The organism is Mesorhizobium shonense, from assembly GCF_040545255.1.
Lineage (GTDB): Bacteria > Pseudomonadota > Alphaproteobacteria > Rhizobiales > Rhizobiaceae > Mesorhizobium > Mesorhizobium shonense.
Genome location: NZ_JBEPLM010000002.1, coordinates 247,791 through 272,663, shown reverse-complemented (window position 1 = coordinate 272,663; position 24,873 = coordinate 247,791). Strand labels below are relative to the sequence as shown.

Sequence of the window (24,873 nt, the reverse complement as noted above, 5' to 3'; positions counted from 1 at the left end):
ACTCCAGTATCGTCCCCGATCCGGTGCCGCCAATACACGTTTGCACAACCGCCTTTATTACGGCTCCCAAAAAAACTCCCAAGAAAATAGCTACAAGAAATGACGGTTTTTCAGGATTCACCGAGCCGGGTACCCCTTTCCGCACGGGGCAAATGAGCTGATTCGGAGGGGTGGTCCGATGATCGTGATCGTTGATGAGCGCGAGCTCGTAACTGAAGGCTATAGCTCGCTTTTCGATCGCGAAGGCGTCGCCACTGCCGGCTTCGCGCCGGGAGAGTTCGGCGAGTGGGTGAGCTCCGCCGCCGATACCGATCTGAGATCGGTCAGGGCCTTCCTCATCGGCGACTGCCGCGACGGCGCCATCTCGCCGCGCCAAATCCGCGACCGCACCGGCGCGCCGGTGATCGCGCTCAGCGAGCAGCATTCGCTGGAACACACGCTGCGGCTTTTCGAGAGCGGCGTCGACGACGTCGTCCGCAAGCCCGTGCACATCCGCGAGATTCTCGCCCGCATCACCGCCATCCGCCGCCGCGCCCATGAAGAGGCCGCCTACACCGAAGTCGGCTCGATGCGCATCTTCATGGACGGCCGCGATCCGGAGATCGACGGCGAGCCGCTGCCGCTGCCGCGCCGCGAGCGGCGCATCCTGGAGTATCTGGCCAGCAATCGCGGCCGGCGCGTGACCAAGACGCAGGTCTTCAACGCCATCTACGGCATCTTCGACGAAGAGGTCGAGGAGAACGTGGTGGAGAGCCATATCTCGAAGCTGCGCAAGAAACTGCGCGAGAAGCTCGGTCACGACCCGATCGATTCCAAGAGGTTCCTCGGCTACCGGCTGGTGTTTTGATGGCCGCCGAGGGCTCATCCCGCACCAGCCTCGCGCAAGACACGAAGCTTAGTTTTGTGGCCTTCTACCCAGGCACTGCGGAGATGTATCGATGAGCCTCTACGGAATGATGCGGACCGGCGTTTCCGGTATGAACGCGCAGGCCAACCGCTTGTCCACGGTTGCCGACAACATCGCCAACTCCGACACCACCGGCTACAAGCGCTCCTCCGCCGAATTCTCGACGCTGATCATGCCCGGCACCGGAGGCGCCTATAACTCTGGCGGCGTGACGACGACGATCCGCTCCGCCATCAGCTCGCAAGGCGTCATGCAGTACACCACGTCGGTGTCCGACCTCGCCGTCAACGGCGACGGCTTCTTCGTCGTGCAGGATCCGAGCGGCACGCCCTACCTCACCCGCGCCGGCGCCTTCGTTCCGGACGCCGAGGGCAGGCTGGTCAACGCCGCCGGCTACCAGCTGATGGCCTACAGCTATGCCAATGGCGTGCCCGCGGCCACCGCTAACGGTTTTGAGGGCCTGGTGCCGGTGCAGATATCCGACCAGGAGATGACGGCGACGCCCAGCACCGAGGGCACCTTCTCCGGCAATCTGCCATCGGGCGCCACTCCGGTCGCGGCCGGCAGCCTGCCCACCACCAACACCGCCGCGGCCCAATACACCTCGAAGTCCTCGCTGGTCGCCTATGACAATCTCGGCAACAAGGTGCTGCTCGACGTCTATTTCACCAAAACCGGCGCCGGAACCTGGCAGGTGTCGGTCTTCGACCAGTCGAAGGCGACCCCCGGCACGTCCTTCCCCTACACCGGCGGCGCATTGGGTTCGGCCAACCTGACCTTCGACACCACCACCGGCAAGCTAACCGGCGCGACCACGGGCGTCTCCTTCGCGGTGCCGAACGGCTCGACCCTCAACCTCGATCTCTCCAAGCTGACCCAGCTAGGCACCGGCTACACCGTTGCCGACGCCGACGTGAACGGCAATGCCCCAAGCACCATCGAGAAGATCCAGATCGGGCAGGACGGCGTGATCTACGCGCAGTACCAGGACGGCTCCACAAAACCGGTCTACAAGATTCCGCTGGCCGACGTTCAGAGCCCCGACAACCTCACCGCGATGCCGGGCAACGTCTATGTGCAGAGCGCCGATTCCGGCGCCGTTCGCATCGGCTTCGCCAACGAAGGAAAACTTGGCGCGGTCGTCTCGGGCGCGCTCGAGAATTCCAACGTCGACATCGCCGAGGAACTGACCAACATGATCGCGGCGCAGCGCAGCTACACCGCCAATTCCAAGGTCTTCCAGACCGGTTCCGACCTCATGGACGTCCTCGTCAACCTGAAGAGATAAACCCATCGGGCGCCAGCCCGTGAAAGATCCGCATGTCGCTTTCCACCGCACTAAGCATCGCCCAGTCGGCGCTCCTGGCCACATCCAAGCAAACCAGCGTCGTGTCGCGCAATGTGGCCGACGCTTCCAACCCGGACTATGCCCGCCGCGTCGCCGTCGTCACCAGCACGGCGCCCGGCGCACGATCGGTGGAGATCCAGCGCGCCGCCAATGACCTTCTGTTCCGGCAGAACCTTTCCGCGCTGTCGGCATGGAGCGGCCAGAGCGCGCTTTACAGCGGCATGGATCAGCTCGACCTCTCGGTCAACGGGGTCGACAACGCATCGTCTCCATCGACGGCGATCGCCAATCTGCAGCAGGCGCTGCAGCTCTACGCCACCACGCCGTCGAACCAGAATCTCGGCGCCAGCGTCATCGACGCGGCCAAGCAGGTGGTGAGATCGCTGAACGACGGCACCAAGGCGATCCAGGACTTCCGCACCCAAACCGATGGCCAGATCGCCACCGCGGTCGACGACCTCAACTCGCTGCTCAGCCAGTTCCAGGACGCCAACAAGGCCGTCATCGCCGGCACGCGCTCCGGCACGGATGTGTCCGACGCGCTCGACCAGCGCGACGCCATTTTGAAGAAGATCGCGGAATATGTCCCGGTCTCGACCTTCACGCGCGGCGACAACGATATGGTCATCACCACCAAGGACGGCACGACGCTGTTCGAGACGGTGCCGCGCTCGGTAACTTTCACGCCCTCGGCCGGCTACACCGCCGGCGCTCCCGGCAACACGATCTATATCGACAACGTGCCGCTTTCGGCAGGCGCCGGCGACAACGCCGGCGCCGATGGCAAGCTCGCCGGCATGCTGACGCTGCGCGACGGCGTCGCCGCGACCATGCAAAGCCAGCTCGACGAGATCGCGCGCGGCCTGATCACGGCATTTGCCGAGACCGCGCCGTCTAAGCCCAACGCAGCGGGCCTTTTCACTTGGTCCGGCGCGCCGGCCATTCCGGCTGCCGGCACCCTGGTCAACGGCCTCGCCGGCTCGATCAGCGTCAACGCCGCCCTTGACCCGAGCACCGGCGGCAGCCCGTCGCTCCTGCGCGACGGCGGCGCCAACGGCGCGGCCTATATTTCCAACACCGGCGGCGGGGCTTCCTACTCGGACCTGCTGATCGCCTATGGCAACAGGCTGGATCAGCCGATGGCCTTCGATACGTCCGCCGGCATCACGGTCAGCTCCGGCGTCTCGGACTACGCGGCCAGCGCCATCGGCTGGTTCGAAGGCGTGCGCCAGCAGGCGTCGACCAACGCCGACGCCAAGGAGGCGCTGGCCGCGCGCACCGCCGAAGCGTTGTCGAACGACACCGGCGTCAATGTCGACCAGGAAATGTCCCTGCTTCTCGACCTCGAGCACACCTATCAGGCGTCAGCGCGCATGATGAAGACCGTCGACGACATGCTGGACGCCCTATTGAGCGCGGTGGGATAAGCCATGAAAGCGACAGCCGTCTCCTCGGCCGCCATCTCCAACGCCCTGCGCTATCAGCAGATGCGCATGCAGGCCGAGCTCGTCAAGGCGACGACGGAATCCCAGACCGGCAAGGTCGCGGATGTCGGCCTGGCGCTTGGCGGGCGCACGACCCAGGCCGTCACCTTCCAGCGCGATCTCGACCGGCTGAACGGGATCATCGATTCCAACTCGCTGGTCGCGGCGCGCCTGACTTCGACGCAGGATTCGCTTGGCCAGCTCTCCGATGTCGCGCAGGACCTTCTGACGGCGCTGACCAGCGCCGTGTCGGGCGATTCCTCAACCACAATCACCCAGACCGCCGGCGCCACGGCGCTGCAGCAGATGACGGGTATCCTGAACACCAGCGTCAACGGCGAATATCTGTTTGCCGGCACCAACACCGACGTCAAGCCGATCGACGACTTCAGCGCCGCCGGCTCGCCCGCCAAGGCGGCCTTCGACGCTGCCTTCACCAGCTACTTCGGCTTCGCCCAGAGCGCCCCGGCCGCCGCCAACATCACCGCCGCCCAGATGGACGACTTCATCACCACCAAGGTCGAGCCGCAGTTCCTGGGCGCCGGCTGGCAGACCAACTGGTCGAGCGCCACCGACGACCAGATCACCAGCCGCATTTCGTTGAGCGAGACCACGCAGACCTCGGTCAGCGCCAACGAGCAGGGCATCCGCAAGCTCGCCATGGCAGCCGCCATGGTCAGCACCCTCTTCACCGGCAACATCAGCCAACAAGGCCAGAATACGATCGTCAGCCGCGCGCAGAAGCTGGTCGGCGAAGCCATCGGCGGCATCGTCCAGGCACGATCCGAAGCCGGCCTCGCCCAGAAGCGTGTGTCCGACGCCAGCGACCGCATGAAGACCCAGGTTGATCTGTTCGAGAAGCACATCATCGATCTCGAGGGCGTCGACCCAACGGAGGCCGCCACCCGCGTGGCCGACCTGACGCAGCATATCGAAACGTCCTTCGCCTTGACCGCGCGCCTGCAGCAGCTCAGCCTGCTGAACTATCTCACCTGAACACTTTTCACCGGAACGCCAGAGCTCCGACGATGTATCAATTCTCCTACGCCGACATCCAGACCGACTCCGTCGCCGACGCCAAGGACCGGGAGCGGCAGCTGCTCACCCGCTCGATCGACATGTTGTCCGCGGCGGCCGCCGTCGGGCCGGACACGATGGAAGCGGTCGAGGCGCTGCACTTCACCAACCGCATCTGGACCACCTTCGTCGAGGATCTCGGCTCCAGCGACAATGCGCTGCCCAAGGAACTGCGCGCCAACCTGATCTCGATCGGCCTGTGGCTGCTGCGCGAGACGGAGGACATCCGGCAGGGCCGCGCCAACAATTTCGAAGGATTGATCGAGGTCTCCCAGATCATCCGGGACGGCATTCAATGACCAACACGCTGAAGATCTCGCTGAAGCCGAACGAGAAGATCTACATCAACGGCGCCGTCATCCGCGTCGACCGCAAGGTCTCGATCGAGCTGATGAACGACGTCCAGTTCCTGCTCGAAAGCCATGTCATCCAGGCCGACCAGGCCTCGACGCCGCTGAGACAACTCTACTTCATCGTGCAGATCATGCTGATGAACCCGTCGGGCGCCTCCGAGGCCCGCGACATGTTCCGCCGCTCGCTGCCGATGCTGATCGCCAGCTTCGACAACCAGGACATCTGCAGCGGGCTGAAGCAGATCGACCGCATGGTCGGCGAGGATCATATTTACGAGGCGCTGAAGGCGATCCGCGCGCTGTATCCGCTCGAGCGCCAGGCGCTCAACAGCAATGAAGACATTTCCGAAGCGCCACGCGCGCTGGCTGTAGGAGCATAAAGATGGCCGTGGACATGACAACGACGATCCCGGTTGGCGCCAACCAGGCAAGCCAGCAGACCTCGAAGACCGCCGTCGACTATCAGTCGTTCCTGAAGCTTTTGATCGCCGAAATGAAGAACCAGGATCCGACCAAGCCGATGGACTCGACGCAGTATGTCGCGCAGCTCGCGACCTTCTCGCAGGTCGAGCAGTCGGTCCAGACCAACAGCAAGCTCGACCAGATCATGCAGTCCTCGGCGCTATCGCAGGCGGACGCGCTGATCGGCCGCTCGATCACCTCCGCCGACGGCAAGACCACGGGGACCGTGGCTTCGGTGAAACTCGCCAGCAGCGGCCTGATAGCGGTGCTTCAGGACGGCACCGAAGTCCCCGTCGGCGCGGGCGTATCGATCAAGCCGGCCGCCTAAGCAGGTCTCCCGAAAGTGGGTCCGGTTTCGGGACGAAGACATGCTTAAAATCAAAAAGCCTAAAGCAGGTCGCGTGAATCCTTTTTCACGCGACCTGCTTTAGCCGATATTTCGCAAGGGGTCTGCCCATGAACGAGGCCGACGCCCTCGATATCGTCCAATACGCGGTGTGGACTGTGCTTACCGCCTCAGCGCCGGTCGTGCTTGTGGCCATGGCGGTCGGCATCGGCATCGCGCTCATCCAGGCGCTGACCCAGATTCAGGAAATCACGCTCACCTTCGTGCCCAAGATCGTCGCCATCATGCTGGTGGTGGCGCTGACCGGGCCGTTCATCGGCAGCCAGATCTCGGCCTTCACCAACGTTATCTTCGAACGCATCGAACACGGCTTCTGAAGCCTCGCTGTCGCGGGGCTCGGAGTGGGTAGTTGGTCAGTTTGAATTTCAGGACGGATGGCCAAACGCGGTTACAATAAGAAGCGCCACGCCGAATGCGCAAAGATAGCCGATAACACCATATGCCATGACCCGGCGCGCCGTCCGGAACCGGGATGACCAGAAGTCAGCATATAGTCTTGCGTTACGTCGCCCAAGGCGTTCGCTCCAAGGGAGGTTTTGCTCGTCTATCGGGCCGAAGAAATTGGTCCGCACAACTATGCTCAGAAGTGCGATAAACACGGTTGCGAAACTCGGCACCAACACAACGAAACAGGCTGTAATTGGAAGAACCAAGTGGGGATTGTCCGCCCATTCGTACTTCAATTCTCCCTCCGTTTTCTGCACAGACCGCGAACCAGAGGTTTCTCTGCCTCTTTAGCCTCAATCAGCGCAACAATATCGCTGATTTCCCAAAGCTTGTCAGCAATGCCAGCAGCCATAGCTGGCGTGATGCGTAGGGTCTTATGGATGCGGACGAAGTTGTAGTACGAAACCGCTTATTGTGATCGAGATGAAATTTCAAACTGATCCACTACCTCGGAGTGAGTTCGCTTGCGGCCGGCCCCGTTGCGATTAGATTGGGAGTCGCGCGGCGTCGGCGACGCCTTCATTTCGGACAGACTTCGAGAAGCCATGGATCAGGCAAAAGCAGCCGGCGGGTCATGTGCGGGATAGCCGGCGTCTGGCGAAAGCGCGATCCGATCGGCGCCGGCGATCTTTCCGACATCGCCCGCATGATGCAGGCGCTGGCGCATCGCGGTCCGGACGATCACGACAGCTGGAACAGCGCCAGGCTGGCGCTCGGTCACCGCCGGCTTGCCATCATCGACCCGTCGCCCGCCGCGCGAGAACCGATGCTGACAACCGATGGCCAGGGCGTCCTTTGCTACAATGGCGAGGTCTACAATTACCGCTCGCTGCGCAAGTCGCTGGAAGCCGAAGGCCTTGAGTTCCGCACGGTCTCCGACACCGAGGTGGTGCTCCTGGCTCTGCATCATTGGGGCGCGGAAAAGGCTGTGCCGCTGTTCGACGGCATGTTCGCCTTCGCTTATTTCGATCAACGCGACGGCGCGTTGTGGCTTGCCCGCGACAGGCTTGGCATCAAGCCGATATCCGTGTCCGACACAGGCGAGCGGCTGCTGTTCGCCTCCGAGGACAAGGCGATCCTCGCCTGCCAGGACTTTCCGCGCCGGGTCGACGCGCGCGAGATCACCTTGCGCCTTGCCTGGCAGAGCCGCGATTCCAGCTACAGCATCTTCGAAGGCGTCGAGCGCCTGCCTCCCGCCGGCCTCTGGAAGATCAGCGATGGCGGCATCGAGAAGCGGCGTTTCTGGCATGTGCTCGACGTCCTGGAGACATCGCGCATCGTCAACGACAGGACGTCCGACGCCGGGCAGTTGGCCGCCCTTCAGGCGCTGCTCGAAGAAAGCGTCGAGCTGCACTGCATCGCCGATGCCAGCCTGGCCACCGCCTGCAGCGGCGGTGTCGATTCCGGTCTGATCACCGCGCTCGCCAAGCGCTACAGGCCGCAGATGCATGGCTATGTGGTCGATCCAAAGCTCGGCCGCAGCGAGGCGGAAAGCGCCGAGCGGACCGGCCGCCATGTCGGCGTCGACCTGCGCCGCGTGCCGGTCGACCGGAACCGGTTCTTCGAGCTCTGGCCACGCGCGGTCTGGCATCTCGAGAGCGATGGCTGGCATGCCAGTATTGCCGGCCTGCTGGCGCTCGCGGATCAATGCCGCGCCGACGGCGTCAAGGTGCTGCTTACCGGCGAGGGTTCCGACGAGCTGTTCGGCGGCTACAAATGGCAAGCATCGACCATGCGATTGTGGCGTCCGCCGTGGCTTCGGCACCTGTTCCGCTCCAAGTCGGCGCGCGAACGGAAATTCGTCCAACTTCGCCGGGCGCCGTTCCGCAATTCGATCGGCCGCGGCTCGCCCTGGGACCGCAATATCGTGTTGAGGGCCTTGTCGCCCGAGCTGAACTTTCTGCAGACGAAGCTGTTCGACCGGCTCGACGGCGTCAGCCCGGACAGCGACCGCGCTTTCCTGGCAAGCTGCTTCTACGATCTCTATTCGCATCTGCAGGACCTGCTGCACCGGCATGACCGCCTCAGCATGGCCGCTTCGGTCGAGCTCAGAGTGCCATTCCTCGAAAACCGGCTGATCGATTTCGCCATGCATCTGCCGAGGCGGCACAAATACCGCAACCGGACGAGCAAATGGCTGCTGAAGAAGGTCGCCGAGCGCCATCTGCTGCGCGAAAATATTTATGCGGCAAAGAACGGCTTCGAGATGTCCGGCGCCTTTTCGGCCGGCACCCAGGGGCTGCTGCGCGGCGGCTTCCTGCGCGACGCCATGAAATGGTCTGCGTCCGAGCTGGACGACCTCATCGATTTGGCGAAAAGCCAGGAGCCATCCCGGCTGCGGCTTGTCGGGATGGAAATGTTGCTGAGACTGTATATGGGCAGCGAGACGATGGGCAACCTGACCGAGGCATTGCATGCCGAGTTCAGCGACGCGAAATGATCAAAAATTGGTCCAGACCGGCAAGATGCTTGGCTTAAAGCTTCGCCGACGCATTTTCGCCTTTGCCTTCCTGTTGTTGGACCGCGATTCTTGACGGGTCGCCAGCACAGCCGGGACGCGACGACCGGCTTGGCGAGTGGAAGTAGCAGGTGAAGGCGGGACAGCGACCATGATCGACGACGAGCCGGAAAGCGAACGCGTCCCGGCGCTGGCGCCGTTCCGGCACGGCATCTTCCGCGCCGTCTGGTCGGCGAGCCTTGTGTCGAATTTCGGCGGCCTGATCCAAGGGGTCGGCGCCGCCTGGATGATGACCACGATCGCCACTTCTTCCTACCAAGTGGCGCTGGTCCAGGCATCGACCACCTTGCCGATCATGCTGTTCGCGCTCATTGCCGGCGCCATCGCCGACAGCTTCAACCGCCGCAAGGTCATGCTGGTGGCGCAGAGCTTCATGCTGGTCGTCTCGGCGCTGCTCACCGCGTTCACCTGGTTCGGCTGGATGACGCCGTGGACGCTGCTCGCATTCACCTTCCTGATCGACAGCGGCACGGCGCTGAACAGCCCGTCATGGCAGGCCTCGGTCGGCGACATGGTGCCGCGCGCCAAGGTGCCGGCGGCGGTCGCGTTGAACTCGATGGGCTTCAACATCACCCGCAGCGTCGGCCCGGCGATCGGCGGCATCGTCGTCGCTGCCGCGGGTGCCGCCGCAGCCTTTGCCGCCAACGCCGTCAGCTATATCGGACTGATCGTCGTTTTGTTCCGCTGGAAGCCCGAACAGCCCGCGCCGACGCTGCCGCGCGAGGCGCTGGGTGCTGCGATGGGCGCCGGCCTGCGCTATGTCGCCATGTCACCCAACATCGCCAAGGTGCTGGTCCGGGGTTTTGCCTTCGGCTTCAGCGCCGGCGCGGTGCTGGCGTTGCTGCCGCTGGTGGCGCGCGACGTCGTCAAGGGCGACGCATTGACCTACGGCATCATGCTCGGCGCCTTCGGCATCGGCGCGGTCGGCGGCGCGCTGATCAGCGTGCGGCTGAGGCAATTGCTCTCCAGCGAGACGATGGTGCGCGCTGCCTTCGCCGGCTTCGCGCTCTGCGCCTTCAACGCCGCCGTCAGCCACAATGCCTGGCAGACATCGGCCGGCCTGCTCGTCGGCGGCGCCTGCTGGGTGATCGCGCTCTCGCATTTCAACGTGACGGTGCAGATGTCGACGCCACGCTGGGTCGTCGGCCGCGTGCTGTCGATCTACCAGACGGCGACCTTCGGCGGCATTGCGCTGGGCAGCTGGATCTGGGGCGTGGTCGCCGACGCCCATGGCGCGGAGACCGCGTTGATGGCGGCTGCCGTCGCCATGCTGGCGGGCGGCGCCATCGGCCTGTTCCTGCCGTTGCCGCAACAGAAGACGCTCAACCTCGATCCGCTCAACCGGTTCAAGGAGCCGATGCTGGGACTCGACTTGAAGCCGCGCAGCGGCCCGATCGCCATCATGATCGAATACATCATCCGCGAGGAGGACGTGCCGGAATTCCTCGCCACCATGGCCGAGCGCGGCCGCATTCGCCGCCGTGACGGCGCCCGCAACTGGACGCTCGCGCGCGATCTCGAGAACCCCGGCATCTGGATCGAGCACTACCACACGCCGACCTGGGTCGAGTACATCCGCCACAACCGGCGCGCCACCCATGCCGATGCCGTGGTCGGCGAGCGCATCCGCGCTCTCCACAGCGGCGAGAACCCGCCGCGCGTGCGCCGCCTGATCGAGCGCCCGACGTCTGCGGGCACTGCCCTTGTGTCACCCAAGGGGCCGATCGAGCATTAAGGCTTTTCGGGGTCAGCCGGCGCTCTGGATCATGTAGAGCTTGCGCGTCGTCTCCCGGATCAGCCATTCGCCCTTCCACCCTTGCGGCAGCACGAGAAGGTCGCCCGGTCCGAGCGCGCGCATCTCGCCGTCGGCGCGGCTCACCTCGGCGCGGCCGGAAATGATGTGGCAGATTTCCGAAGAGCCGGAACGGTCGGCGGTGAAGCGGCCGGGCGTGCATTCCCAGATGCCGATATCGACGGTTCCGTCGGGCGACTGGAAGAACGAGCGCGCGGCCTCGACCTGATTGCCTTCAATGGAGGTCGGCTTGGGCGAGAACGCACCGATATCGGCTTTGGCGAGGTCGTGGAAAGTCGAAAGATCGATCAAGCTGGTGGTCTCCATGATCAGAGCAATTCCAGGAAAAGTGTGAAGCGGCTTTCCGTCCGGAATTGCGTGAAAACAAATAGTTGGAGCGGTTCGGCGAACGATGGACCGCTCTAATGGCCTGTGATGCCGTCGGCCAGAGCGGCAAGCTTCGAGGTGTGCTGAAGCCCTGCCGCCTCGCGTTGGTCGGCGATGCGGTAGAGCTGGTACATCGAATGGACGCCGAGCCAGCGGAAGGGTTCCGGCTCCCAGCGCCGCACCTTGCGGTTGACCCAGGGCAGTCGCGTAAGATCCGTCTCGTTGCCGAGGATCAGATCGGCAAGCGTGCGACCCGAAAGGTTGGAGCTCGAAACGCCCAGCCCGACATAGCCGCCGGCCCAGCCGATGCGCGTCTTGGGATCGAGGCCGACCGTCGTGCACCAGTCGCGCGGCACGCCGAGCACCCCGCACCAGGCATGGTCGATGCGGCATCCCGCCGTCTGCGGCAACAGCGTCGTCAGGATCGTGTGCAGCTGGTCGATCGTCGCCTGCTGCGTCCGGCCGTTGACGTCGGTGCGCGAGCCGTAGCGGTAAGGCACGCCGCGCCCACCCATGGTGATGCGCCCCTCGCGCGTGCGCTGGGCGTAGCAATAGGCATGCGCCGCATTGCCGAGCAGCTCATGCCCTTCCCAGCCGATCTCGCGCCAAAGCTCCGGCGACAGAGGCTCGGTGACGATCTGCGCGCTGTTGAGCGCCAGCCAGGTTCGCTCTTCGCCCGGAATGCCGGCGGTGAACCCTTCCGTCGCGCGAATGATGGTTTCGGCCCGCACCGTGCCACGGTCGGTGGTCACGCTGCCCTTGGCGATCGCCGTCACCGTCGTCTTTTCGTAGATCGGCACGCCGAGCCGCTCGACCGCTGCCGCCAGCCCGCGCACCAGCTTGGCCGGCTGCACCCGCGCCTGGCCGTGAATGACGAAGCCGCCCATGACATTTTTGATGTTGATGCGCGCGCGCGTCGCGGTGGCGTCGAGCAACTCGATGCGCTCGGGATCGGCATCCCAGGAGCGGATCGTCTCGCTCTCCTCGCGCACGCGCTCCAGCTGCGCCGGATTGGTGGCGACCGTCAGATTGTCGACGCGACGGATGTCGGCGTCGATGCCTTCCTCGGTTGCCACCCGGATCACTTCGTCGACGCAGCCGGCCATCGCCTTCTGCATGCCGGTCACGCCTTGCCGGGTCGAGGTCTTGAGATATTTTTCGCGAGACCAGCCGAAGCCGCCCGACAGCCAGCCGCCATTGCGCCCCGACGCGCCGAAGCCGGCGAACTCGCGTTCGAGGAGCACAATCCGAAGCGCGGGTTTCGCCTTCTTTAGATAGTAGGCGGTCCAGAGCCCTGTGTAGCCGGCGCCGACGATCGCGACATCGGCTTCGATGTCGCCGGGCAAAGGCGGACGCTGCGCGGGAACCGCGCCCAGATCCGCATACCAGAAGGAGATATCGCCGTTGCGCTTGACTTGCATTGGATGATTTCCAAGGTGAGAGAGGATCAGGTGAGCGTCGTGTCGGCGGTGCTGTCGTCGGGCAGAAGCTTGGCGTCGGCGCCATCGAAGCGGAGCTCCACCTTTTCGCCGAGGCCGAAACTCTCGCCGGTCAGCGGCGAGCGCACGATTGCGGTCGAACCATCGGCGAGCTTCACCTCGTATTTCGAGCCCGAGCCCAGATAGATCGCTTCGGCGATCGTTCCCGACAATCGGTTGGCGCCGGCAGCTGTCGCATGCCCGGGCCGGCGGATGGTGAGTTTTTCAGGCCGCAACAGCATGACGGGATTGGCCTCGCCCGCAAGCCGGCGCGGCGCTGTGACCGTCTCGCCGGCGATGCTCAGCGCTGTGCCGGTGCCGTCGCTTTTTGCCTCGCCGCGCAGCACGGTGGAGTCGCCGATAAAGCGGCCGACGAACAGCGTCGCCGGCTCGTCATAGAGTTGGCGGCCAGTGCCGACCTGCTCGATCCGCCCGCGGTTGAACACGGCGATGCGATCAGACAAGACAAGCGCCTCTTCCTGGTCGTGCGTGACATAGACGAAGGTGGTGCCGAGCTCACGGTGGATGCGCTTGATCTCGAGCTGCAGCCATTCGCGCAGCTTCTTGTCGAGCGCGCCGAGCGGCTCGTCCATCAAGAGCAGCGGCGGATCGAAGACGATGGCCCGCGCCAGCGCCACGCGCTGCTGCTGGCCGCCCGACAATTCGCTCGGATAACGATGCGCGAAGTCGCCCATCTTGACCATGTCGAGCGCCTCGGCCATGCGCGCCTTCCGCTTCCCTTGGTCAATGCCGCGAAGCGTCAGCGGATAGGCGACGTTGCGGCCAACCGTCATATGCGGGAACAGCGCGTAATGCTGGAAGACGACGCCGATGTTGCGCTTGTGCGCCGGCACGCCGACGACGCTTTTTCCCCCGACCAGCAGCTTGCCGCTGGTCACGTCCGTGAAGCCGGCGACCACATTGAGCGTCGTCGTCTTGCCCGAGCCGCTTGGCCCCAGCAGCGTCATGAACTCCCCGGGCTCGATCCTGAGCGACACGCCGTCCAGCGCCTTGAACGTGCCATAGGCCTTGGTGACGGATTCGAGGTCGATCGCCGCGCCGCGATTGTCCGGTCTTGGGTTCATAAGCGTCCCTTCCGCTCGCGGCCAAGAAGAAGCATGCCGCCGCCGATCAGGATCGTGGTGGCGCACAAAAGGATAGTGCCGACGGCGGCGACCGTCGGGTCGGCGTCGCGCGTGATCGAGGAGAAGATCTGCACCGGCAGCGTCTTGAGATAAGGATTGGTGATGAAGAGCGAGACGATGATCTCGTCGAAGGACGTCGCGAAGGCGAAGAGCAGGCCGGAGAGGATGCCGGGCAGGATCAGCGGCAGCGTGACGGTCCGGAAGGTGGTGAGCGCGCCGGCGCCGAGGCTGGCCGCCGCCGTCTCCAGGCGCTTGTCGAACACTTCGAGATTGGCCGAGACCGCGATCAGCACGAAGGGCAGCGCCAGGATGGTGTGGGCGAGCACGAACCCCGGCAGCGTGCCGACGAGCTGGGCGTCGAGATAGACGGCGTAGATGCCGATGGCCAGAACCACGCCCGGCACCACCATCGGCGTCAGCATCAGCATCCGCAAAAGGTTAGCCGGCCGCGCCTTCATGCGGTCGAGGCCGAAGGCGGCGAGCGTGCCGAGCACCGTCGCCAGCACCGCCACGATCGAGGCGACCTTCAGCGAGTTGAGGAAGCTGGTCGACCATTCCGGATTGGTGACGAAATTGTGGTACCACTGCCAGGAAAAGCCGTGCGGCGGAAAGGCGAGCGATTTGTTGGCATTGAACGACATCGGCACGACGACGAGCGTCGGCGCCACCAGCCATATCGCCACCAGCAGGCAGACGAGGCCGAGGATAACGCGGGTGAGCGGCTTCATTTCCATCAGCGCCGCCCCGCTTCCCGGTGCCGCGACCGCATCACCGGCGCTGCCAGCGCGAGCAGCAGGAAGGTCGTGACCAGCAGCACCACGCCCATCGCGCCGCCGCGTCCCCATTGGAGCAGGCTGAGCACTTGGGTCTGCACCAGTGTCGAGAGCATCGTCGAGCGCGGCCCGCCGAGCAGCGCCGGCGTGATGTAGAAACCCAGCGCCAGGATGAAGACGATGATCGCGCCGGCATAGACGCCCGGCAGCGACAGCGGCAGATAGACCGTGAAGAAAGCGCGTGACGGCCGGGCGCCAAGGCTTCGCGCCGCCTGCACCAGCCTGAGGTCGATTCCCTTCATCACCGAATAGAGCGGCAGGATCATGAAAGGCAAAAGCACCTGCGCCATGCCGATCACCACGCCGGTCTGGGTGCGGATCAACCGGATGCCGGTGAAGCCGGCCGACCGGAGCAGCGAATTGATGACGCCTGAATCCTGAAGCAGGATCACCCAGGACAGGGTGCGCACCACGCCGCTCACCCAGAACGGGATCAAAACGCAGAGCACCAGGACGAGCCGGACGCGCGGTCCGACCGCGGTCATCAGATAGGCGTAAGGATAAGCGCAGACGATGCAGACCAGCGTCACCCATGCCGAGATGGAGAAGGTGCGTTGCAGCACCGCGAGGTTGACGGGCGCGCCGAAGAACCAGGCGTAGTTCTGCACGCCCCATTCCGGCTCCGACAGGCTTCGCAGCACGATGGTGATCAGCGGATAGCCGATCACCCCGGCGAGCAAGACCAGCGCCGGCAGGGTGAGCGCGTACGGCCGCCATGCCCACCCTGCCCGTTTCTCGGCAGCAGGCGTCGTCGGTTCGAGCGCGCTCACGGGCCTTGCCTCCGTCAGCCGGTCAGTTGCCGGCCATCAGCGCGGACCACTTCTCCTGCGCCAGCGGGAAGTTCTCGACCCAGAACTTGATGTTCTGCTTGTAGCCCTGCTTCTGACGCTCGGGCGTGTTGGTCAGGAAGGCGGCGACGGATGCGTCGACCTTGGGCTGCGCGTCGTTGTTGATCGGCGTGTAGGAAGTCTGCTGCGCCAGGATCTCCTGCGACTGCTTGCCGAGATAAGCGTTGAGCAGCGCGTAGGCGGCATCGGCATCCTTGACGCCGACGGGGATGGTCATCTGGTCCATCACCACCAGCCAGTCCTGCCAGGCGGGGGCGTATTTGGCGCCGTTCTTGACCGCCGTCATGGCGCGGCCGGTCCACATCATCAGCATGTCGGCTTCGCCGGATTCGGCAAGCTGCTGCGATTCCGCGCCCGTCTTCCAGTAGATCGTGTCGGGGCCGAGCTTGCGGATCACGTCGATGGCCTTGTCGATATCGCCGGCCGCCATCGCCTTCGGGTCGCCGCCCGCCGCTTTGAGGGCCTGTTCGAGCAGGCCGCCGGTCGGGTCGCCCGAGCCGTCGAGTCCGCGCACGCCCGGAAATTTTTCGGTGTCGAAGAAGTCGGCCCAGCTCTTGGGCGGGTTATCCTTGTACTTCTCCTTGTTGTACATCAGCACGACGCCGTAGTTCATCGCCGGCACCGAGCACTCGCCGACCTGGCCTTCGGGAATCTTCGAGATATCGAGCTTCGAAAGGTCGAGCTTCTGGAACAGCTTGCCGCAATAGACGTAGGGCGGCAGGTCGGCGGTATCGACGACGTCCCAGGTGACATTGCCGGATTCGACCTGGGCCTGCAGCTTGGCGATCTCGGTCGGGCCGTCATTGAGCAGCTTGACGCCGGACTTGTCGACGAATTCCTTCAGCGCCGCCGCCTGGCCGTCCTGGTAGATGCCGCCATAGGAGACCAGCGTCAGGGTCTTGCCCTTCAGCGAGCCCTCCTTCACCTCGCCCGCGACAGGCTTGTCCTGCGCGAAGGCGGCGGTTGTCAGAACGCCGAGCGCCAGCGCGGCGCCAAGGCTCACAAGTTTCGACTTCAACATAACTGTAACTCTCCCATTGAGGCCCGCGTTTAAATCGGACTACCTGGCCGCGAGCGGTTTCCAGGCCTTGTATTGATCGAGCTCGGCGCGCGCCGAGGTCGGCGGCGCGATGATCCACATCACCTCGGCCCGGCCGCTGCCGATGTTCTCGCTGCGATGCGGTGTCGATGTCGCGTATTCGATGCTGTCGCCCTCTTCGAGGACATGGCGTGCGTCGCCGAGGGAGACCTCGACGATGCCGCGAAGGACGACGAGCATCTCGTGGGCGTCGCCATGCGTGTAAAGCGCGGAGCCGGTCGAGCCGCCGATGTCGAACTCGCCGACATAGACTTCCATGTCGCTCAGGGGCGGGCGCGAGAGCAGCATCTTGCGGCAGCCGTCGCTGGGCGGAAGGCTTGGCCGCTCGCTGCGCCGAAGGGCGCCGTGATGATTTTTGGCCGTGCTTTCCTCGAACAGCATTGCCACGCTGACGCCGAGCGCCGAGGCCATCTGGTTGAGCGAGGCAGTGCTTGCGCCGGTCAGGCCGCGTTCGAGCTGGCTGATGAAGCTGGCGCTCGTCCCGGTCGCCTCCGCAAGATCGCGCAATGACAGCCGGCGGGCGAGGCGAAGGCTCTTGAGACGCGCGCCCAGCACCTGATGGGCAAGCGTCGCAGCCGAGCTGGCACTATTTGCCGCCGGAGCCTGGCTGTTATTCGAAGCCTTGGGCATCCCGTTCTCCTCCACTTAACACTTTGTACAGTACCACTGTACAGTTGGCAAGCCGCGCGTGGCGCCAGGCCCGCGCCGGTATTTGGGCCAGGCTGCAAGCTTGGGGGTGTATCCGCAGGAGAAAAGCGCGGTGGCGGATCGACAAGCTACGCGCGGGAGGTCTCGCTACCCCTCACCCGAAAGATCCCGCCGCGCCTTGTCGAGCTCCTCGGCGTAGCGCCGCATCAGATGGCTTTCTGTGAGCAGGCCGCGGACGATGCGATCGTCGAAATCTTCAACGACGGCCAGCTCTTCAGCGCCGGCGCGCTGGAAGGTCTCTGCGGCGGATTGCACATTCATCGACGGCACCAGCACCGCATCCTTGAACTGGGCAAGCGCCTGCACCGGGGTCTCGCCATCGGAGAGATCGCTGTGCAGTTCGGCAACCAGCAACACGCCGACGTAATGCTGCCCCTGCTCGACGGCAATGACGCGCTGCGCGGAGCCGAGCGGGATTTCCTTGCGGAACTCGGCAAGCGTCGTCGAGGCATCGATGGTGCGGACGTCCTTGCGCATCATCGAGCCGACATTGAGGCTGCGCATCCAGCCGACGTCGTGGGCGCTGCGGATCGTCTCGCCGCGCAGATGGAAGCGCCAGGTCGAGAAGGAGTAGCCGAAGGTCTCGCGCACAAGGATCGCCGACATGATCGAAGCCGCCAGCACCACGCCGGTGAGCGTCAGATCGCGGGTCGATTCCAGCGCCAGGAAAGTCATGGTCAGCGGACCGCCGACAACGCCGACGGCCAGCGAGGTCATGCCGACGACGGCGGCGACCGCCGGATCGATGCCCGTCGTCGGCGCGGCCATCGCCATGACGCCGGCAAAGACCTTGCCGAGAAGTGCTCCCAGAAACAGCGAGGCAAAGAACAGGCCGCCGCGGAAGCCGGACCCGAGCGAGATCGCCGAAGCCGCCAGCTTCATCACGAAGACGCTCGCCACCACGGCAAGCCCGTAATTCATCGCGAACTCTCGGTGCAGCGCGCCATGGCCGCTCGACAGAACCTGCGGCGTGACCAGCCCGAGCAGCCCGACGAGGATGCCGCCGATAAACGGCCGGACCGAAGCATCGATCGACAGCCGCGCGAAACCGCGCTCGATCAGACTGACCAGGTTCATGATGGCGATCGAGGCGGCGCCGCCAAGCAGCCCCAGCAGCAGGAACGGCACGTACTGGCTGGCGGTCAGCGTCGGCAGGCCGGAAAGCTCCAGCGGAAACGGCACGCCGCCGAACATCTCCGCGGTCAGCGAGGCAGAAATCGCCGCCGTCATGACCGGCGCGACATTGGCCACCGAGTAGATGCCGATGACCAGCTCGAAGCCGTAGAAGGCGCCGGTCAGCGGCGCATCGAAGGCGGCCGCGATGGCGCCCGCGGCGCCGCAGCCGACAAGGATGCGGACGTCGTTGCGGCGCAGCCGGAAGGCGCGCGCCAGCCGCGAGGCGATGCCGGAGCCGATCTGCGTATAGCCGGCTTCCAAGCCGACCGAAGCGCCGAAGCCGCTGGAGATCATGGTCTGGCCGACGATGATGAAAGTATCGGTCAGCGACATCCGCCCGCCATAAAGCGCATTGGCCTCGATCGGGTCGACAGGCGTGCGGAATTTTCGCTTGCGCAGCCAGATGACCGAAAGGCCGAGCACAAGGCCGCCGATCGCCGGAAACATCGCCTGCACCGGACTTGCCAGCGAAAACATCGCCGAGAGCCGCCCGCCCGGCTGCACGTCGAAGAGCAGAAAGTGCAGGCCTTGCACCAACTCGCTCATGCCGGTGACCAGCGCGCCCGCGATCATCCCGACGAGGCCCGCCATCAGCACGATGACGATGCCCCGCGCTTCGAGCACGGGTATCGAACTGATCAGCACGGCGCGAAGCCGGCGGGCGTAGACTTGCGGATCGTTTCTGGCAGGCAACGGAGCGGCTCGCCGGATATGCGAAGGGATGGAAAGCTGCCGTGCCTGATACGCCCGGCGGCATTGCGTGACAACCGCAATGCCGACAGCTTGTGGCGCCATTTTGGCGCTGCATCGATTAGCGATGGTTAGGTCGTTTGTCTGCCAGCGCGAAGGCCGGAAAGCTCATCGATCAAAGATGGTCAGCGGTCCGCAACCGTCTTCCGAGACGAAGATCGCCAGCAGCTCGGCCGGCTCGGTTGCGCTCGCATTCTCCGCGAAGAGATGGATCGTGCCCGGCAGCTCGAACCAGGTCTGTCCCTTGCCGAACGTGCCGACGGGTCCGCCCTCGAGCTGCGAGCGCAGCATGCCGTTGAGCACGAAGGCCGTGACCGCGCCGGGATGGCGATGTCTCGGCGTATGGGCATTCGGCGGAAACTCGACGAGCGCCGTGGTGATCGAATGCCCCGGAACATTCGGCAGTTTTTCACAGGACAGCGGCTTGACCGTGGTGGTGGGGCGCGCAGCCGCACCTTCGCCCGCCCCCACCATATGCACATGCGCCGGTCCACCGGCGACAGAGTTTGCCCGGTTGCCCTGCACGACCACCGCGCCAAGCAGCGCCGAGCCAATCGCTGCGACGCCGAGCAAGGTAAGATTTCGTGCCGAAGCGACTTCGATGATAGCAGCAAATTCCTCCGTCTGTTTCACACCGTCATACGGAAGCCGGAGCGCCAACCGAGCTCGCTGACAGCTTTGTCGGTCGTGACATGACCGTTAGGCTCCGCGACGTTGAACGCGCCCTGTGATCCTCGCTCGACGGCGAGCAGCGCGGCGTAAGCCGCGGCATCGACATGCAGCGCCGGATCGGCGGCGGTCTCCGTGCCGGTGCCCGGTCCATAGAGGCGTCCATAGCGCAGCACGATGCCTGTCATGGGCGAGGCTTCGAGAACTTGCCGTTCGAGAGCGATCACCCCACCGACGCTGATGCCGCGGCTGCCCTCTGCGCCGCTGTCGAGCGGATCGGATTCGGCATGCGGCTCGGGTCCAGGCGCATAGACCCAGGCGATGCTTTGCGCGATCAGGCGCCTGGCGCCGGCCGACTTCGCGGCCTCGACCAGATTGCGGGTACCCTTATCGCGAATGCGGGCGTTTCCGATGATCGCTTCGCCCATCCTGGCCGGGTCGAGTCCGGGCGGCAGGTCGGTGAGCTGATGGATGACGATCTCGGGCTTTGCCGCCGCGACCGCGGTGCGCAAGCCACCGGCATCGAACACGTCGACAACCACCGGCTCGGCGCCGAGCGCGCGGAGCCCTTCAGCCTTTGCAGGCTGGCGCGTCGTCGCTGCCACCTGATGGCCGGCATCGACCAGTTGTGGGATCAGGCGGCGACCGATCGCGCCGGAACCACCGGCAAGAAAGATTCGATAGCCCATCGTCTCCTGCTCCATTTTACGATAATATCAGTGTTCGAACAACATATAAGAGCCCTGACATCGTGCGCAAGCGGAAAACCTCCCCTGCAATTCCCGCGCCCGGCGAAGGCAAGCGCGGCGAGCAAGGCTATATCGGCTATTTGCTGCGCCAGGCGGCCGGTGCCTACAGGCTGCGAGTCGAGCGCGCGCTGGGCGAATTCGGCGTGACGCAGCCGCAATTCGCGACCCTGACCATGCTGTCGGCCTATCCCGGCATATCCAACGCCGACCTCGCCCGGCTTGCGGTGCTCACCCCGCAGACGGTGAGCGTGATCGTCGCCAATCTGGAAAGGGCAGGCTCTCTCGTCCGCAAGCCGCATGCGGTGCACGGGCGCATCCAGCACCTCGATCTCAGCGACAGCGGTCGCGCCTTGCTGAAGAAATGCCGGGAACGGGTGCAGAAGCTTGAACGCGAGCTGACTGCAGGACTGTCCGCGACCGAGGAACGCGCCGTCCGCCGCTGGCTGGTCGGCGTCGCCACGGCGGACGCGACCGGTTAGAGCAATTCCAGGAAAAGTGTGAGCGGTTTTCCGTCCGGAATTGCGTAAGAACAAGCTCTATGTCGCAGTGCCCTCGCCCGCTTCGTAGAGAGTGAGCTTCCGATCCCCGATGCCGAGTTCCGACCAGCTCGCGCGCCATTCGGCGATATGCGCCGACTTGAAGTGCGCGTCGAGCGCGGCACGGTCACTCCAGATTTCGGAAACATGGATCAAGCCGGGATCGAGCACATCCTGCGCATAGGAATATTCGAGGCAGCCGGGTTCGGCGCGGCTGGCCGAGATCATCCGCTCCATGGCCGGCCTGGTGTCGGCCAGCCTGTCAGGCGGCACGCGTATAGTGCCGATGATCAGCAGCATGCTCTTGTCCTCGCGATATCCCGGCAACCTTTTGCTGCCCTCCGGCGTCGCGCCGTCATCCGGACTCGGCAGTAGCCCCTCTCCCACCTTCGCGCAAGCTTGGCCGGCTACGGTCGGGGGCCTGCCCTTTGCGCCGGGCAAATCTGGATTCGAGGACGACATGGCGATCAGCGAAACAATCCCGTCCGGCGTGGTGGCCAAGAACGGCCGCGACGTCTTCTTCGCGCTCGGCATCGTCGTCATCCTGGCGGTGCTGTTCCTGCCGATCCCCGCCTTCCTCATCGACATCGGCCTTGCCTTCTCGATCGCGCTCTCGGTGCTGATCCTGATGGTGGCGCTGTGGATCCAGCGGCCGCTCGATTTCTCGTCCTTCCCGACCGTGCTGCTGATCGCCACCATGCTGCGGCTCTCGCTCAACATCGCCACCACGCGCATGATCCTGTCGCACGGCAACGAGGGCACCCATGCCGCGGGCTATGTCATCTCGGGCTTCTCGAAGCTGGTGATGTCGAGCGACTTCGTCATCGGCCTCATCGTCTTCATGATCCTGATCGTGGTGAACTTCATCGTCATCACCAAGGGCGCCACCCGCATCGCCGAGGTCGGAGCGCGCTTCACCCTCGACGCCATCCCCGGCAAGCAGATGTCGATCGACGCCGACCTGTCCGCCGGTATGATCGACGAGAAGACGGCGCAGCTCCGCCGCCGTGAGCTGGAGGAAGAATCCTCCTTCTTCGGCTCCATGGACGGCGCCTCGAAATTCGTGCGCGGCGATGCGATCGCCGGCCTCATCATCACCGCCATCAACATCGTCGGCGGCATCGCCATCGGCTATCTGCGCCATGGCATGGGCCTCGGCCAGGCCGCCGACGTCTTCATCAAGCTGTCGGTCGGCGATGGCCTGGTCACCCAGATCCCGGCCCTCATCGTCTCGCTCGCCGCCGGCATGCTGGTCTCCAAGGGCGGCACCCGCGGCTCGGCCAACCAGGCGGTTTTCGGCCAGCTCGGCGCACATCCGCGCGCGCTCTATGTCGCCGGCTCGCTGCTCGTCATCCTCGGCCTGATGCCCGGCCTGCCGCTGTTCCCGTTCTTCGCGCTCGCCGGCGCCATGGCCGGCCTCGGTTACGTCATCCCGCTGCGCCAAAATCGCGAGTTGGCTGCCGCGGAGGCGTTGAAGAACCAGGAGAAGGCGAACAAAGCCGAAGAGGAGAAGAATTCGGTCAAGGCATCTTTGGCCACCGCCGAGATCGAGCTTCTGATCGGCAAGCAGCTTTCGACCCGGCTGCTGGTCGCGCATCAGGAGCTGGTGTTCCGCATGTCGAAGATGCGCAAGAAATTCGCCCAGCAATACGGCTTCGTGGTGCCGGAGGTGCGCGTCGCCGACGACTTCGCCATTCCGCCGAAGAGCTACCAGATCAAGGTCCACGGCACCGTCGTCGCCGAATACCAGATGCGCGTCGGCGAGGTCATGGTGCTGCTCGGCACGCGCGGCGTGCCTGACATCCCCGGCGAGGAGATCCGCGAGCCGGCCTTCGGCATGCGCGCCTATTCGGTGCTGGAAACCTTCGCCGAGGATTTGAAGCGCGAGAACTACACTTTTGCCGACAACATGTCGGTGCTGCTCACCCACCTCTCCGAGGTCATCCGCAACAACCTGCCGCAGCTTCTTTCCTACAAGGACATGAAGGCGCTGCTCGAGCGGCTGGATCCCGAATACCGCAAGCTCGCCGACGAGATCTGCACCTCGCACATCTCCTATCCCGGCCTGCAGGCGGTGCTGAAGCTTCTGCTTGCCGAGCGCGTCTCGATCCGCAACCTGCATTTGATCATCGAGGCCATCGCCGAGATCGCGCCGCATGTGCGCCGCACCGAGCAGATCGTCGAGCATGTCCGCATCCGCATGGCGCAGCAGATCTGCGGCGACCTTTCCGAGGGCGGCATGCTCAAGGTGCTGCGCCTCGGCAACCGCTGGGACCTTGCCTTCCACCAGAGCCTCAAGCGCGACGCCAAGGGCGAGGTGCGCGAGTTCGACATCGATCCGCGCCAGCTCGAGGAATTCGGCCAGGACGCGACCAAGGCGATCCGCAAGCACCTCGAGGCCGGCGAGCGCTTCGTGCTGGTCACCGCGCCCGACGCGCGCCCCTATGTGCGCATGATCATCGAGCGGTTGTTCACGACGCTCCCCGTTCTCTCCCATGTCGAGATCGCCAAGGGCGTCGAGATCAAGGTGCTTGGGACGATCTCGTGAACGCGCTCTCGCAAGGCGTCGTCATCGCCGCCTTCCTCGCCTTCTGCCGCATCGGCGCCTGCTTCATGCTGATGCCCGGCCTGTCGAGCACCCGCGTGCCGATGCAGGTTCGCCTGTTCGTGTCGGTAGCCGCCACCGGCGGCCTGCTGGCCTTCCTGTGGGACCGCATCTACCCTTATGTCGATCCGCGCCCGCAGATCCTTGCGCCGATGATCGTCTCTGAGCTTCTGATCGGCGGTCTGATCGGCGCCATGACCAGGCTCTATATGGAAGCGCTGCGCTTCATGGGTTCAGCCGTCGCCATGATGATCGGCTATGGCGGCTCAGGCGGCCCGGCGATCGAGGAACCGGAGCCTCAGGCGGCGCTTGCGGCAATCATCTCGTTCTCGGCGCTGCTCCTGCTTTTCGTCTTCGACTTCGACCACGAGATCGTCAGGGCGCTGGTCGCCTCCTACACGGTTGCTCCGGTCAATGTGTTCTTCAATCCGCAGGCAGCCCTTGTCGACGTCACCGACACGGTATCGGATGCCTTCTTTCTAGTGATCCGGCTCGGCAGTCCCTTCGTCGCCTACGCCATACTGGTCAACCTGACGATCGGCTTCGTCAACAAGCTGACGCCGCAGATCCCGGTCTACTTCATCTCGCTGCCCTTCGTCATCGCCGGCGGGCTGATCATCTTCTACTTTGCCATCGGCACCTTGCTGTCGCTGTTCGTCGACGGCTTCGTCGATCTCACGCTGGCGAGGTAGCGCAATGACCTCACGCAAGGATCGGCTGAAGAAACTGGTCAAGGTGCAGGAGCAATTGAAGGCGCTGCACGAAACCCGTCATGCCGGCTTCCTCTCCGCGGCCGTGGCGGCCGAATCGGAAGCGAGGGAACTCGTCGGGCATTTCGATGCCGGTGGCTCGATGGCCGGCCTGTTCCCGGAGCTTTACCATCGCCGCATCGCCAACGCGCTCGCCCGGCAGAAACAGAACCTTGAGAGCGCCCGGCAGGAGGCGGCGCTGATCGCCACCGCGACGGCACGCACCAATATGGTCGAGCGCGCCTATAAGGACCTCCGCCGGCGCGACGAGCGCGAGCGCTCCGACCGCGAGCGGCTGGACCTCATTGCCCAGAAGCGGGGACATGAGTAGCAGTGGATCCGCCGCG

General features: G+C 64.6%; 26 protein-coding genes and 1 pseudogene. 14 read left to right on the top strand and 13 right to left on the bottom strand.

Translation table 11 applies throughout. The features are described from left to right. The first annotated feature begins 178 nt into the window (after positions 1-178). The 8 genes from ABID26_RS06745 to fliQ all read left to right on the top strand — a co-directional run bounded on the left by ABID26_RS06745 (position 179) and on the right by fliQ (position 6,354). Positions 179-847 (top strand): response regulator transcription factor, encoded by a 669-nt coding sequence (locus ABID26_RS06745; RefSeq protein WP_126092181.1) that lies wholly within the window; start codon positions 179-181, stop codon positions 845-847. 91 nt (positions 848-938) lie between these two features. Next, positions 939-2,195, top strand: a complete 1,257-nt coding sequence (locus ABID26_RS06740) for a flagellar hook protein FlgE (protein ID WP_354414620.1) — start codon at positions 939-941, stop codon at positions 2,193-2,195. Positions 2,196-2,227: 32 nt separating this feature from the next. Then, positions 2,228-3,682: a flagellar hook-associated protein FlgK gene (gene flgK, locus ABID26_RS06735; RefSeq protein WP_354414618.1), complete on the top strand. Its 1,455-nt coding sequence runs from the start codon at positions 2,228-2,230 to the stop codon at positions 3,680-3,682. Positions 3,683-3,685: 3 nt separating this feature from the next. After that, positions 3,686-4,735, top strand: coding sequence for a flagellar hook-associated family protein (locus ABID26_RS06730; RefSeq protein ID WP_354414615.1), 1,050 nt, complete (start codon positions 3,686-3,688; stop codon positions 4,733-4,735). 32 nt (positions 4,736-4,767) lie between these two features. Further along, complete coding sequence (gene flaF, locus ABID26_RS06725; protein WP_126098095.1) at positions 4,768-5,115, top strand: flagellar biosynthesis regulator FlaF; 348 nt, start codon at positions 4,768-4,770, stop codon at positions 5,113-5,115. Further along, positions 5,112-5,549 (top strand): flagellar biosynthesis repressor FlbT, encoded by a 438-nt coding sequence (gene flbT, locus ABID26_RS06720; RefSeq protein ID WP_126098094.1) that lies wholly within the window; start codon positions 5,112-5,114, stop codon positions 5,547-5,549. Before flaF ends, flbT begins: the two co-directional genes overlap by 4 nt. 2 nt (positions 5,550-5,551) lie before the next feature. Next, positions 5,552-5,959: a flagellar hook assembly protein FlgD gene (flgD, locus tag ABID26_RS06715; protein WP_126098093.1), complete on the top strand. Its 408-nt coding sequence runs from the start codon at positions 5,552-5,554 to the stop codon at positions 5,957-5,959. Positions 5,960-6,087: 128 nt separating this feature from the next. Next, positions 6,088-6,354, top strand: coding sequence for a flagellar biosynthesis protein FliQ (fliQ, locus tag ABID26_RS06710; RefSeq protein ID WP_027165133.1), 267 nt, complete (start codon positions 6,088-6,090; stop codon positions 6,352-6,354). 48 nt (positions 6,355-6,402) lie between these two features. On the opposite strand, the gene ABID26_RS06705 is transcribed toward fliQ, so the two are convergent. Both ABID26_RS06705 and ABID26_RS06700 read right to left on the bottom strand, forming a co-directional pair. Continuing rightward, entirely contained in the window at positions 6,403-6,720 is a 318-nt protein-coding gene (locus tag ABID26_RS06705) for a hypothetical protein (protein WP_126098092.1), read from the bottom strand. Further along, positions 6,717-6,884: pseudogene (locus ABID26_RS06700) on the bottom strand (IS1 family transposase); the annotation flags it as partial. The pseudogene ABID26_RS06700 and the gene ABID26_RS06705, both read right to left, overlap by 4 nt. Positions 6,885-7,058: 174 nt before the next feature. Here ABID26_RS06700 and asnB point away from each other — a divergent pair. Beyond that, positions 7,059-8,924, top strand: coding sequence for an asparagine synthase (glutamine-hydrolyzing) (gene asnB, locus ABID26_RS06695; RefSeq protein WP_126098091.1), 1,866 nt, complete (start codon positions 7,059-7,061; stop codon positions 8,922-8,924). Positions 8,925-9,093: 169 nt separating this feature from the next. After that, positions 9,094-10,737: an MFS transporter gene (locus ABID26_RS06690; RefSeq protein ID WP_126098090.1), complete on the top strand. Its 1,644-nt coding sequence runs from the start codon at positions 9,094-9,096 to the stop codon at positions 10,735-10,737. Between the two features lie 12 nt (positions 10,738-10,749). Here ABID26_RS06690 and ABID26_RS06685 read toward each other — a convergent pair whose 3' ends face one another. From ABID26_RS06685 to ABID26_RS06640, 10 genes are all read right to left on the bottom strand, one after another. Then, a complete protein-coding gene (locus tag ABID26_RS06685; protein ID WP_126098089.1) occupies positions 10,750-11,121 on the bottom strand; it encodes a cupin domain-containing protein in 372 nt (123 codons plus the stop codon). A 95-nt stretch (positions 11,122-11,216) separates the two neighbouring features. After that, entirely contained in the window at positions 11,217-12,602 is a 1,386-nt protein-coding gene (locus ABID26_RS06680) for an NAD(P)/FAD-dependent oxidoreductase (protein WP_126098088.1), read from the bottom strand. 26 nt (positions 12,603-12,628) lie between these two features. Further along, positions 12,629-13,744 carry an ABC transporter ATP-binding protein gene (locus tag ABID26_RS06675; RefSeq protein ID WP_126098087.1) on the bottom strand — a complete coding sequence of 372 codons (1,116 nt, stop codon included), beginning with the start codon at positions 13,742-13,744 and terminating at the stop codon, positions 12,629-12,631. Then, positions 13,741-14,538: an ABC transporter permease gene (locus tag ABID26_RS06670; protein ID WP_126098086.1), complete on the bottom strand. Its 798-nt coding sequence runs from the start codon at positions 14,536-14,538 to the stop codon at positions 13,741-13,743. Before ABID26_RS06670 ends, ABID26_RS06675 begins: the two co-directional genes overlap by 4 nt. Then, positions 14,538-15,407, bottom strand: coding sequence for an ABC transporter permease (locus tag ABID26_RS06665; RefSeq protein ID WP_126098085.1), 870 nt, complete (start codon positions 15,405-15,407; stop codon positions 14,538-14,540). Before ABID26_RS06665 ends, ABID26_RS06670 begins: the two co-directional genes overlap by 1 nt. Positions 15,408-15,429: 22 nt before the next feature. Next, positions 15,430-16,506 (bottom strand): extracellular solute-binding protein, encoded by a 1,077-nt coding sequence (locus tag ABID26_RS06660; protein ID WP_354414601.1) that lies wholly within the window; start codon positions 16,504-16,506, stop codon positions 15,430-15,432. A gap of 39 nt (positions 16,507-16,545) precedes the next feature. Next, the gene (locus ABID26_RS06655) at positions 16,546-17,214 is read right to left on the bottom strand and encodes a helix-turn-helix domain-containing protein (protein ID WP_126098083.1); all 669 of its coding nucleotides are present in this window, start codon (positions 17,212-17,214) and stop codon (positions 16,546-16,548) included. A 165-nt stretch (positions 17,215-17,379) separates the two neighbouring features. Continuing rightward, positions 17,380-19,161, bottom strand: a complete 1,782-nt coding sequence (locus ABID26_RS06650) for a chloride channel protein (RefSeq protein ID WP_126098082.1) — start codon at positions 19,159-19,161, stop codon at positions 17,380-17,382. A 165-nt stretch (positions 19,162-19,326) separates the two neighbouring features. Beyond that, a complete protein-coding gene (locus tag ABID26_RS06645; protein WP_210211915.1) occupies positions 19,327-19,791 on the bottom strand; it encodes a cupin domain-containing protein in 465 nt (154 codons plus the stop codon). A gap of 56 nt (positions 19,792-19,847) precedes the next feature. Beyond that, positions 19,848-20,576 (bottom strand): NAD-dependent epimerase/dehydratase family protein, encoded by a 729-nt coding sequence (locus tag ABID26_RS06640; protein ID WP_126098081.1) that lies wholly within the window; start codon positions 20,574-20,576, stop codon positions 19,848-19,850. A 62-nt stretch (positions 20,577-20,638) separates the two neighbouring features. Here ABID26_RS06640 and ABID26_RS06635 point away from each other — a divergent pair, with 62 nt between their 5' ends. Beyond that, a complete protein-coding gene (locus tag ABID26_RS06635; protein ID WP_126098080.1) occupies positions 20,639-21,115 on the top strand; it encodes a MarR family winged helix-turn-helix transcriptional regulator in 477 nt (158 codons plus the stop codon). Positions 21,116-21,172: 57 nt separating this feature from the next. Here ABID26_RS06635 and ABID26_RS06630 read toward each other — a convergent pair whose 3' ends face one another. After that, complete coding sequence (locus ABID26_RS06630) at positions 21,173-21,472, bottom strand: putative quinol monooxygenase (RefSeq protein WP_126098079.1); 300 nt, start codon at positions 21,470-21,472, stop codon at positions 21,173-21,175. 160 nt (positions 21,473-21,632) lie between these two features. Between ABID26_RS06630 and flhA the strand changes: the two genes are divergently transcribed. The 3 genes from flhA to ABID26_RS06615 are packed head-to-tail and all read left to right on the top strand — an operon-like array spanning position 21,633 to position 24,857. Further along, complete coding sequence (gene flhA / locus ABID26_RS06625; RefSeq protein ID WP_126098078.1) at positions 21,633-23,720, top strand: flagellar biosynthesis protein FlhA; 2,088 nt, start codon at positions 21,633-21,635, stop codon at positions 23,718-23,720. Further along, positions 23,717-24,469 carry a flagellar biosynthetic protein FliR gene (fliR, locus tag ABID26_RS06620; RefSeq protein WP_292302702.1) on the top strand — a complete coding sequence of 251 codons (753 nt, stop codon included), beginning with the start codon at positions 23,717-23,719 and terminating at the stop codon, positions 24,467-24,469. Before flhA ends, fliR begins: the two co-directional genes overlap by 4 nt. A 4-nt stretch (positions 24,470-24,473) precedes the next feature. Further along, positions 24,474-24,857 carry a hypothetical protein gene (locus ABID26_RS06615; protein ID WP_292302701.1) on the top strand — a complete coding sequence of 128 codons (384 nt, stop codon included), beginning with the start codon at positions 24,474-24,476 and terminating at the stop codon, positions 24,855-24,857. Positions 24,858-24,873: the final 16 nt, after the last annotated feature.